Raw genomic sequence first — 12020 nt, 5'->3', positions numbered from 1 at the left:
TCCCTCACTAAATTTTGGGTTGTCTTGTTGTTCTCAAAATTTCATTAAGAGCTTTTGTAACGCTGATTTTTTTAGCGTTTGCCTCTGCGCTCAAAATAACACGATGACTTATGGTAGCAACAAAAATATTTTGAATGTCACGGGGAACAATGTAATCTCTGTCGTCCGCAAATGCCGCCGCCTTTGCCATATCTTTAAGTGAAAGTGCGGCTCTTGGACTTGCACCTCTTTCAAAAAGGCTGTTCTGTCTGGTGGCTGTTACGAGCATTACAATGTATTTTGCCATATCTTCGCTTACAAAAACTTCTTTTACCTTGTTTTGCATATTAATAAGTTCTTCAACAGTAACTGCTTGTTTTACCTTATCAAGAGGGTTTTGTCGACTGCGGTTAATAAGCATTTGACATTCAGCCTCAAAATTAGGGTATCCCATTGAAATTCTTACTGTAAAACGGTCGGTTTGAGAGTCAGGCAAAAGTTGTGTACCCGAGGCACCGACAGGGTTTTGGGTTGCAATTACGGAAAAAGGATTTTCAAGCTGATAACTGTGTCCGTCAACGGTAACTTGCCTTTCTTCCATTGCCTCAAGCAAAGCCGCTTGAGTACGGCTTGAAGTACGGTTAAGCTCATCCGCCAAAAACAAATTACAGAAAATAGCTCCTTTGTTAAAATGCATTTTTCCGCTTTCTTTGTTAAAAGAAGAAAATCCCGTTATGTCTGACGGCAGAGTATCGGGAGTAAACTGTATTCTGCCGTACTTCAGTCCGAGAGCCTTTGAAAAAGCAAGAGCCATAGTGGTTTTGCCGACGCCCGGTATATCCTCTATAAGAATATTGCCGTTTGCGAGCAGAGCAAGCATTGTAATAATAATTTCCCTGTCTTTGCCGTTAATAACTTTTCTAACTTCATTTAAAACAGATTTAAATTCATTCATATTTTCACCATAATTTCTACTTTTTTAGATTAATTTATAAATAAAATATGTGTTTTGTGTGAAATGATTTGTATATATTATATATTACCTTATTTTCCAAAAATCTGCAATACAAATACAAAATATTTACAAACAGAATATAGCATAATAAAAAGGGAACCCGTCAAGGATTCCCTTTGAAAAATATCAGTTGTTAATTTCGTGCTTTTGTTTTGAATATTCACGGTAAAGTGTTTCACTTATTGCCATTTTTTGAATTATATTTTTGACTGTATTGTCAAGCCCGCTGTTTTCGCTGTAGTCGGCAGGGTAAATGTAATCAACTCTGCCACGCTGTAATAAATCTTCTACTTTTGCGTCTTTTTTTTGATATACGGCAATGGAATATCCTCCGTATGCTTTCATCATCTTCATACACGGTACATCGGAAAGACCGTCGCCGATATAAATCATATTGCAAAAAGGAATACGCTTGCTGTCGTCGGGCATTGATTTGTTGAGATCGTTATCGTTGGCAACATCAAGAACACCTTTGTTTATGCGGTACACAAATTGAGTTTTATTTGTGTAATTAACATCGGTTTTTGGCCATATTCCGTTGCCGTTTTCATCGTAAAGAAATTCACAGGCGAAAATACTTTTAAATTCGTTCGCAATATCCGTACCTTCGATAATCTCTTTAAGACCGGACGAAATAACATAGTGCTCGACACATACGCCGAGTTTTTTACCGAAATTGTTTATTCGTGAAAACCATTTTGAAACTCCGTCAAAAAGTTCGACTTTTTTGCCTGTTTCAACAAGTTTTTCCCTTAATAAAGGAATGTTCTTATCTTTAGATATTTTAACCATTGCATACATATATGCAAGGATTGAATCCATATGCTCCTTGTGCCCGATTTCGTTGGCGTAATTCCAAAACTCTTCCTCGGTTATGCCAAGACTCGGAATAAAGCCGTATCCCTGCATATCTTTTGTACAAAGCGTTTTATCAAAATCATACATTATTGCAATAATAGGCTTTCCGTTCATAATAATCCTCTTAATTGGCAGAATATGTTGTAATTTCTACAGAAGTTACTTTTACATCTTCCGTAGGTTTATTTGTCGATGAGTCAACAGCTACAGATGCGATTGAATCCACTACATCCATTCCCTCAATTACCTGTGCAAATACGGTGTGACCTCTGTCAACTGCGTTGTAAGCTCCGTCAAGGTATGGGTTACCGCCGTTATCGTCATAAAGCTTTTTGATGTCATCACTGATTACATCTGTGTTGTAGCAGTATGTGCCGTACTGCTGAACAAAAGCGGAGAAAAGCTCGGAATCTTTATAATTTTCAAGCTGTGCTTTAATGTTTGCCCACTGATTTTCAAAGGCAGAAAAACCGCCGTTCTTTTTATAAGCTTCGGGTGTGGTCTGATTGATAAAGAACTGACTTCCGTTTGTGTCAGGACCGCTGTTTGCCATTGATACCGCACCTCTTATGTTAAAGAGTTTGTCGCAGAATTCATCTTCAAAACTTTCACCGTATGAGCTTGTGCCGCCTGTGCCGTCGGCATTTTCGTAGTCACCGCCCTGAATCATAAAATCATTGATTACTCGGTGGAAAATGGTGTTGTCATATTTGCCCTCTTTGGCAAGATTAATAAAGTTTGTAACGGTTTTTGGCGCTTGGTCCGCAAAAAGGCGGAGCTTTATGTCACCCTTTGAGGTGTGCATAATCGCAATAGTGTCGCCGTCGTTAGGAGCGTCAAGCTGGAAACCTACTTTATTGTCGTCGTAATTTATAGAAGGATTAATACCTACGGTTGACGGAACAATGCCCATATCTTCAAGTGCGGATACGGCAGGCTGTCCGACTTTTGCTTCGTCAATTGTGGCAACGGCAGCGGAAGAGGCTTCTGTTGCTTTTGAATTTTCGGATTCGCTTTTATCGTTTGAGCAACCGACTGCAAATGCAGGAATAAGTGCAAGTGCCGCAATAAGGCACAAAGTTTTTTTAATTCTGTTGTATTTCATAGTGTATTGATTCCTTTCGGTACATATTTATACATTTTTATCATAACATACTTTAAGAAAAAATGCAACTTTTTAAGCAAATGAGCCGCTTTTGCGGCTTCTTTAAGATTGATTTAAAAAATAAATACCCGTATTGTTTTATTATGCTTAGTGTGTTACAATAATAAAGTATAGCTATGCGGTCGGTTTTGAATTTATGATTTAACAGAGAGTTTTTATTAAATGATTTGCAGTATTAAAAATAAATCCGATTGCGTTGAATGTATAGGGGTTATACTATGATAAAATTAGAAAAACTTAACAGAAACGAGGCAGTGCGTTATCTCGGAGGAGCGGGAATCAGGCTTAATTACCGAATGGATGTACTGATGGATGAATGCGAAAAGGCTGTGCTTGAAAAAGCGTCGCCAAAATATCTTTATGTAGAAAAGGATTTGCCGTGCCCGCAGATTATGGGCGGAAAAGATATAGAATCACACTTAAACGGTTGTGAAAAAGCTATTGTTATGTGCGCAACCATCGGTTCAGAGGTGGACAAACTCATCAGAATTTCGCAGATTTCCGATATGGCCCGTGCTGTGGTAATGGACAGCCTTGCAAGTGTTGCCGTGGAGCAGGTCTGCAATGCTTTTGACAAGATAATTGCGGAAAAATACAGCGATTATAATATGACATTCCGATTCAGTCCGGGCTACGGAGATTATCCTATTGAATTGCAAAAAATAATTTTGCAAATGCTTGATGCGCCAAAGAAAATAGGACTTTGCACAAACGATAACTTTTTGCTTACACCGACAAAGTCTGTTACGGCGGTGCTGGGACTTTCAAAAAATCCTATAGAAAGAAAAAAGCGTGGCTGTGCCATCTGTAATATGAGAGAAACCTGTAAATTCAGGAGAAAGGGACTTCATTGTGGGGTTTAGAGAATTATTAAAGGAAAAAGAATTTATTATACTTGACGGTGCGACAGGCACTATGATTCAAAAAAGCGGTGTACAGTATGACGAAGTGCCCGAAACGCTTAACATTACACATACCGAACTTATTGCGTCATTTCATAAAGCTTATGTAGATGCGGGCGCAGATGTTGTTTATGCAAACACCTTTGGTGCGAATGCGTACAAACTTGAGGGCTGCAGCTACAGTGTTGAAGAAATTGTAGGAGCAGGTATCAGCATTGCTAAAAACGCTGTCGGCGACAGAGCGCTTGTTGCCCTTGACATCGGTTCAATCGGTCAGCTGCTCGAACCTGCGGGTTCGCTTACTTTTGAACAGGCTTATGAATATTACAAACAGCTTATCCTTGCAGGTAAAGACGCTGATGTTATAGTTTTTGAAACTATGACGGATCTTTATGAACTTAAGGCCGCTGTACTTGCCGCAAAGGAGAACAGCGATAAGCCGATATTCACCACTATGACATTTGAGCGTAATATGCGTACTTTTACAGGCACATTGCCGTCTGCTTTTGCCGTAACTATGGAAAACCTCGGCGTTGACGCTCTCGGCGTAAACTGTTCGCTTGGACCTGATGATCTTGAGCCGATTGTAAGTGAGATTTCCAAGTACACAAATCTTCCTATTGTAATTAAGCCGAATGCAGGTTTGCCGGACCCTAACACCAATGAATACGATGTTATGCCCGATGATTTTGCAAAGTCATCTCTGTCACTGTTAAAGTACGGTGTTAAAGTTCTCGGCGGCTGCTGCGGTACAAATCCCGAATATATAAAGGCTCTTAAAGACGCTCTTACAGATAAAAAATATCAGCCGTCAAAAAGTCAAGTCGATACAATAGTATGCAGTGCAAGTTCTGTTGTTGAAGTTAATCATCCGAGAATTATCGGCGAAAGAATCAACCCTACAGGCAAAAAGCTGTTTAAACAGGCACTTGTTGATAATAATATTGATTACATTCTTACACAGGCACTTAGTCAGACGGGCGCAGGTGCGGAAATTCTTGATGTCAATGTAGGTCATCCCGAAATTGACGAAAAGCAGATGATGGTGCGTGTGCTCAAAGCAATTCAGAGTGTTTGCGATGCACCTCTGCAGATTGACTCTACCAAACCCGATGTACTTGAGGCAGGACTTCGTGCTTATAACGGCAGACCGATTGTAAACTCGGTAAACGGTGAGGAAAAAAGCCTTAGCACGGTTTTACCGCTTGTTAAAAAATACGGTGCTTGCGTTGTCGGTCTTACACTTGACGAAAACGGTATTCCAAAGACAGCGGAGGGCAGATTTGAAATTGCAAAAAGAATTGTAGAGAGGGCAGAGGCAATCGGTATTGACAGAAGAGATGTGTTTATTGACTGCCTTACGATGACGGTTTCTGCCGAACAGTCTGCCTGCAGACAGACGCTTAATGCTTTGCACAGAGTAAAAACCGAACTTGGCTGTAAAACCTGTCTCGGTGTTTCAAATATTTCATTCGGACTTCCGAATCGTGACCTTGTTACAAGAACTTTCCTTACTATGGCTCTTGAAGAGGGACTTGACTTACCGATTATTAACCCGAATATTGATTCTATTACGGGTGCGGTAAGAGCATACCGTGTGCTTGACGGTATTGATAAAAACTCTATGGATTTTATTGCCGCATATAACGATGCGGCGCAAGCACCTGCCGCAAATAATAATTCTGCCGCATCCGATTTGGATATTATGACCGCTGTTTTCAACGGTTTGAAAAAAGAAGGTGCGTTGCTTACCGAAAAAATGCTTGCCGAAACAGGCGACGCAATGAAAATAGTAAACGAAATGCTTATTCCTGCCCTTGATAAGGTGGGAGAGGGTTTTGAAAAGAACAAAATCTTTTTACCGCAGCTTATTCAGAGTGCAAATGCCGCACAGGCTTGCTTTGATGTAATTAAATCACATATTTCCAAAACAAGCGGAGAAACCGTAAGCAAGGGCAAAATCATTGTTGCAACCGTTAAGGGTGATATTCACGACATAGGAAAGAACATTGTAAAAGTATTGCTTGACAACTACGGTTATACGGTTGTTGACCTCGGTAAAGATGTTGACCCTCAACTTGTTGTCGATACTGCAATTGAGCAGGATATAAAGATGATTGGTTTGTCTGCTCTTATGACAACTACCCTTAAGAGTATGGAAGATACAATCAAACTTGTAAGAGAAACAAAAGAATTACAGAATCCCGACGGAAGCAGTAAATGCGTAATTTTTGTCGGCGGTGCTGTACTTACGGAAGAATATGCTATGAAAATCGGCGCTGACTACTATTGCAGAGATGCTAAGGAAAGCGTAGATACGGCTAAAAAGGTATTAGGTTAAAACAAAAGGGCAGTTCCGAATCAGGAATTGCCCTTGGTTATATTTATTATGCAAATTTCAGTTCTCAAATGACGAAATCTATAGCATTTAATAACTGTTATATTTTGTTATGGAAAACTCGTTAATCCATTGAAAATGCTAAACTTTTCATTGGTGTTCTGTCCATCACATCTTGTATCGTGTTATATCATTTTACCCTTGATTACGAACCCTCATAAGGGAAAATACAAGGGAAAGAAAATCTGGTGGCAACTAATAACAAATTATAAAAATGGCAATTGGAACTGGATGAAATGCTTTTAATACATTGTCGGTTATAATGACGATGTTACTGCGTTTTTTGCAAAAGTGCAAAAGATATAAAAGAGGTGGAAAATTATTGAAATATAACGAATTATATCATACAATAGTAGTGTTTTTGTACAAGTCAATTTGATAGAAAAGGGGGAGAGAAGGAACTGTGTATTTTCATTTGTATAACCAAAATATAGGCAAACTTATGGAATATGAATAATGGACTTATAGTATATAGTTTCAAGAAAAAACAACCAGATGAAGTACCAGTGCCGGTTCCTGAAGAAGAGAAAGATGATAACTATGTATATGTTCCGCAATATCAACCATCACAAGAGATACAATTTTGGGGAACTGTAGCAGCTGTTCTTATCGTTGGAGGAACACTTGCAGAAGATGTGATTACAGGTGGTGGCGGAATTTCAGATGATGCCGCATCATTCTATCTTGCATACAGGTTGACGTTTGGACTATAACAAAGGAGATTTTTTATGTCGTTTAATTCACAATTTAAACTTATTTTTGGTGAAACATTTCAAACAGAGGGTTTTCGATATTGCTCAAAATTGAATGTTTTTGTTAAAATGCTCAACGAAGATTTGATGGTTTTTTTTGGAGTAAAAACAGCTCCGGCATGGAATAAAGGGGCAAAAGGATTTTTCCTTACTGCAGGAATTATTTCTACCTATCATTCCTCTATCGATAAAAAATCAATATTGTATGCTGGACAGGATTTAAATTCATTCCTTCCACGAAATGAAGCAAGAGTAAGTTTTGAATATACCGAAGATACAATGGAAGAGATTATTTCAGCGACGGCTTTATATGTGAAGGAACGTTTGATGCCTATATTCAATCGAGTTTATGATTTAGATTCTTTTATTGATTTTTTAAAGGAATATTCGATTAATAAATTGCGCGCATGTGATACTTTTGAAGGGGAATCTCTTGTCTTGATTAAAACAGATAACCATGATGATTTTCAAACGTATTTCCAGCAGCATCTGGATGAATTATACGCACAAATTGATGCAGGAAATGTTGGTGATGGCTATACGAAAGAAATGGCTTATGATGATTTGTTTCATGGTATTATCGAAAGTATTGTATATCCTCGGGATAAAGTATATTCTGACAAGAGTTTATATAATGAGGCGCTGGAAGAGGCTGAGAGAAGAAAAAGTGAAAATATGAAAAAATTATATAGCTATCAAATATTGAAGAACTGATTACTATAGCAATTAATCAAATTGATTTCAATAATGGAAGTTTAGTGTGATTTCTTGATGATGAGTGTTCTGAACTTCATTTTTGAAAAAATTAAGCAATGACTATTGCAAGAGCAAATAAAGCAGAAAAAATAATTAAAGGTAGTCTTTTCTTTGTTTTCTTCATAAAAATGTCCTTTCTTTAAGAATAATGTTATATTGTTTATAAAATTATATTATATCTAAATTAAGTATTTGTCAAATTAGGTAAAAAAAACACATATTTTATCTACGCAAATAAGAAAAGAGCATTGCTTTGCAATTTGACAAAAAATTAAATTTGATGTATAATATTGTGTGTTAATTTGTATAATATTTTAAAATTAGACGATATGTTTGTATTAAATTTTATATAATCAGATAAAATTTGCAGGGGACAATTAAAAAATGAAAAAAATAAATTATCGTAAGCTTATTCTTGCTTTGGCTGATGTTTTTATTATTGTGGTAAGCGGTATTGTGCTTAATTTTGCTATGTCGCTTATATTTCCGGAACTTTCGGAAGCAAGCAGAGGACTGTTATATACAATAATAGTAAACTTAGCACTGTGTATGCTTATTATGTACGGTGCAGGTGCGTATAAAAGACTTTGGCGATACTTTAATGAAAAGGATTACTTGGTTTGCGGTTTGGCGATGTTCGCAGGCTTCGCTTTGGGCTATCTTATTATGTCGATTTTGCAGATACAGCAATCTGTTTTGTTTGTTACTTTATATGCAATTCTCGCAACAGGCGGAGTGCTCTTATTCCGATTTATATTTAAGCGTACTTTCCTTGATTTAACTGAAGTCGGCAGAGCGGATAATTGTGAGCGTACGCTTATTGTTGGCGCAGGCAATGCAGGCAGAATGATTCTTACCGAAATTCAGAATGCAAGTTATGACGAAAACAGTCCCGCACGCAATCTTATTGCGGTAGGCTTTGTTGATGATGATGAAACAAAACTTAACAGAAGCATTAACGGTGTACCTGTTCTCGGTTTTTGCAGAGAAATTTCTAAGATTTGCAATGATAAAAAGATTACAAATATTATTGTGGCTGTTCCGTCTTGCGAAGAAGAGGAAAAGCGCAAAATTCTTGATTATTGCTCGGAAACTACTTGTAAAATCAAGATAATTCCTTATTTGAGCGAGCTTTTGTTTGACGATAAGCACACAGAGCTTATTTCACAGGCTAAAGAAATTAAAATTGCAGACTTACTTGGCAGAAAGCCGATTGAATTTGATAAAAAAGAAATAAAAGAATTGGTTACGGGAAAAATCTGTATGGTTACAGGCGGCGGCGGTTCTATAGGCAGCGAGCTTGTAAGACAGATTGCAAAGTATTCGCCTAAGCAGGTAATTATTGTTGACATATACGAAAATAACGCATATGATATTCAGCAGGAACTTGTGCTTGAGTACGGCAACAAACTTAATCTTGTAACTTTGATTTCATCTATCCGTGATTACGACAAAATGGAACTGATATTTAAAACATATCGTCCTCAGCTTGTATTTCACGCAGCTGCCCACAAGCATGTTCCTCTTATGGAAACCGTGCCGGAAGAGGCAGTTAAAAATAATATTTTCGGTACTTTTAATGTTGCAACACTTGCAGAAAAGTACAAAGCCGATAAATTTGTTATGATTTCAACCGATAAGGCTGTAAATCCGACCAATGTTATGGGTGCAACCAAAAGAGCATGTGAAATGATAATTCAGCACAAGGCTCAGCACAGCACTCATACCGAATTTGTAACCACTCGTTTCGGTAATGTTCTTGGGTCAAACGGTTCGGTTATTCCCCTGTTCAGGCGTCAGATTGAAAGCGGTTCACCTGTAACCGTTACTCACCCTGACATAATCAGATATTTTATGACTATTCCCGAGGCTGTTTCGCTTGTTCTTGAGGCAGGCGCTATGGCTCATGGCGGCGAGATTTTTGTTCTTGATATGGGTGCGCCCGTAAAGATTACAACTCTTGCCGAAAATCTCATTCGTATGTACGGCAAGATTCCATATAAAGATGTTCCGATTGTTTTCACGGGCTTAAGACCGGGCGAAAAACTTTTTGAGGAACTTTTGATGGACGAAGAAGGACTTAAGTCTACCGCAAACGAAAAGATATTTATCGGTAATCAGATAAATATCAATTCCGCAGAACTGCTCAAAAAACTTGATGAGCTTAAAGTTGTTGCTAACAGCAACGACAGCGAAAAAACGGTAGAACTTCTTGCGGATCTTGTACCTACTTTTAACCATAAGACAAACTGATATATTTATTAATCAGCAAAGGAGAGAATACATAATGTGTGGTATTGTTGGATATGTTGGACCTAAAGACTGCAGTGATGTGCTTGTAAGCGCACTCACAAAGCTTGAATACAGAGGTTATGATTCAGCGGGTATAGCTGTTTTTGGAAAAAACGGCATTGAAACAGTTAAAACAAAAGGTAAACTTAAAAATCTTGTTGACAAGATGGCAGTTGAGGGTAAACCGGAGGGCCATGTAGGTATAGGCCATACAAGATGGGCAACTCACGGTGAGCCGTCAGATGTAAACTCACATCCGCACAGCGGCGCAAGAGTTACCATTGTTCATAACGGAATTATTGAAAATTACATTGAATTAAAAGAATTTTTAACATCAAAGGGCAGAACTTTCCTCAGTGATACAGACACCGAGGTTGTTGCACAGCTACTTGATTATAAGTATAACGGAAATCCGCTTGAAACTATCGACAGCGTAATGGCTGAACTTAAGGGTTCTTTTGCTCTCGGTATTATGTTCAAAGATTTTCCGGACAGAATTTTTGCCGTAAGAAGAGAGAGTCCGCTTATTGTTGGCGTAGCTGACGGCGAAACCTTTATTGCGTCCGATGTTCCTGCAATTCTTAAATACACAAAGAATTACTATCTTCTCGACCATGATGAGATTGCTACACTTACAGCAGACGGCGTTTCATTTGTAGATGAGCACCTTGACCCTATCGAAAAAGAGTTAAAGGTTGCAGATTGGGATATGGAGGCTGCCGAAAAGGGCGGTTATCCGCATTTTATGATTAAAGAAATCAAAGAACAGCCGGAAGCTATCAGAACCACCGTTGCTCCGAGAGTAAGAGCCGGATTGCCTTGCCTTGAAGAATGCGGTATTACACTCGAAAAATTAAGAGAATTTAAATCAATTTCGGTTGTTGCCTGCGGTACAGCTATGCATGCCGGTCTTGTAGGTAAATATATTATCGAAAGTATTGCGAGAGTACCTGTTACAGTTGATATTGCGTCAGAGTTCAGATACAGAAATCCTATTGTAGGTGAAGGCGACCTTGTAATTATTATTTCGCAGTCGGGTGAAACTGCCGACAGCCTTGCCGCAATGCGCCTTGCAAAGCAGAAAGGAGCAACTACACTTGCTATTGTAAACGCAAAGGGAAGTTCAATTGCACGAGAGGCGGATATGCTTATTTATACTCTTGCAGGCCCTGAAATTTCTGTAGCGTCGACAAAAGCGTATATTACACAGCTTTCTGTTATGTATCTTTTTGCCTTTGAGCTTGCTCTTGCAAAGGAAACCGTAAGCGAAGCAGAGTGCAAAAGACTTGTGTCTGCACTTCTCAAAATGCCGGAAGCTGTTAAGTATGTTATTGAAACAACAGAGGAAAAATGCAAGTACGTAGCGACAAAACTTATCACAACAGACAGCTTGCTCTACATTGGCAGAGGTCTTGACTATGCTCTTTCAATGGAAGGTTCGCTTAAACTTAAGGAAGTATCATACATTCACTCCGAGAGCTATGCGGCAGGTGAATTAAAGCACGGTACAATTTCTCTTATTGAGGACGGTATGCCTGTAATTTCTGTTGCAACACAGAGTGACCTTATTGCAAAAACTATCAGTAATATTGTTGAGGTTAAGTCGAGAGGTGCTATGAATATTCTTGTTTGCTCGGAGGCTTGTGCAAGAACTCTTGAGGACGGTATTGCGGATTATGTTATTAAAGTTCCGCAGACAGATGAACTTCTTATGCCGATTTCTGCGGTTGTTCCGCTCCAGATTCTTGCTTATTACACAGCGGTCAATAAGGGTAATGACCCTGACAAGCCAAGAAACCTTGCAAAATCAGTTACTGTTGAGTAATTTACAAAATAAACATTAGAAATTTTATTATAAAAACCAAGTGACGGAATGGCTGTCACTTGGTTTTTTGTTTTCTTT

At 38.5% G+C, this 12020-nt stretch carries 9 protein-coding genes; 6 read left to right on the top strand and 3 right to left on the bottom strand.

Annotated elements, in window-relative coordinates; genetic code table 11:
• Window positions 1–7: 7 nt before the first annotated feature.
• The 3 genes from AAAY30_RS04700 to AAAY30_RS04690 all read right to left on the bottom strand — a co-directional run bounded on the left by AAAY30_RS04700 (window position 8) and on the right by AAAY30_RS04690 (window position 2957).
• Window positions 8–934, bottom strand: coding sequence for an AAA family ATPase (locus AAAY30_RS04700; protein ID WP_022234444.1), 927 nt, complete (start codon window positions 932–934; stop codon window positions 8–10).
• Window positions 935–1120: 186 nt separating this feature from the next.
• Window positions 1121–1966, bottom strand: a complete 846-nt coding sequence (locus AAAY30_RS04695) for an HAD family hydrolase (protein ID WP_022234443.1) — start codon at window positions 1964–1966, stop codon at window positions 1121–1123.
• Between the two features lie 10 nt (window positions 1967–1976).
• Window positions 1977–2957 (bottom strand): peptidylprolyl isomerase, encoded by a 981-nt coding sequence (locus AAAY30_RS04690; protein ID WP_449074179.1) that lies wholly within the window; start codon window positions 2955–2957, stop codon window positions 1977–1979.
• Between the two features lie 278 nt (window positions 2958–3235).
• Between AAAY30_RS04690 and AAAY30_RS04685 the strand changes: the two genes are divergently transcribed.
• From AAAY30_RS04685 to glmS, 6 genes are all read left to right on the top strand, one after another.
• Window positions 3236–3880, top strand: coding sequence for a vitamin B12 dependent-methionine synthase activation domain-containing protein (locus AAAY30_RS04685; protein WP_449074180.1), 645 nt, complete (start codon window positions 3236–3238; stop codon window positions 3878–3880).
• Window positions 3870–6260: a homocysteine S-methyltransferase family protein gene (locus tag AAAY30_RS04680; RefSeq protein WP_499215711.1), complete on the top strand. Its 2391-nt coding sequence runs from the start codon at window positions 3870–3872 to the stop codon at window positions 6258–6260. Before AAAY30_RS04685 ends, AAAY30_RS04680 begins: the two co-directional genes overlap by 11 nt.
• A 506-nt stretch (window positions 6261–6766) precedes the next feature.
• Entirely contained in the window at window positions 6767–7030 is a 264-nt protein-coding gene (locus AAAY30_RS04675; RefSeq protein ID WP_499215712.1) for a hypothetical protein, read from the top strand.
• Between the two features lie 15 nt (window positions 7031–7045).
• Window positions 7046–7783, top strand: coding sequence for a hypothetical protein (locus AAAY30_RS04670; RefSeq protein ID WP_337781761.1), 738 nt, complete (start codon window positions 7046–7048; stop codon window positions 7781–7783).
• A gap of 426 nt (window positions 7784–8209) precedes the next feature.
• A complete protein-coding gene (locus tag AAAY30_RS04665; protein ID WP_295025512.1) occupies window positions 8210–10078 on the top strand; it encodes a nucleoside-diphosphate sugar epimerase/dehydratase in 1869 nt (622 codons plus the stop codon).
• Window positions 10079–10112: 34 nt separating this feature from the next.
• The gene (gene glmS, locus AAAY30_RS04660; RefSeq protein WP_022234436.1) at window positions 10113–11942 is read left to right on the top strand and encodes a glutamine--fructose-6-phosphate transaminase (isomerizing); all 1830 of its coding nucleotides are present in this window, start codon (window positions 10113–10115) and stop codon (window positions 11940–11942) included.
• Window positions 11943–12020 lie beyond the last annotated feature (78 nt).

Origin of the sequence: Ruminococcoides bili (assembly GCF_040093295.1) — a bacterium.
GTDB lineage: Bacteria > Bacillota > Clostridia > Oscillospirales > Acutalibacteraceae > Ruminococcoides > Ruminococcoides intestinale_A.
This window is presented reverse-complemented; position numbering and strand designations above follow the sequence as displayed.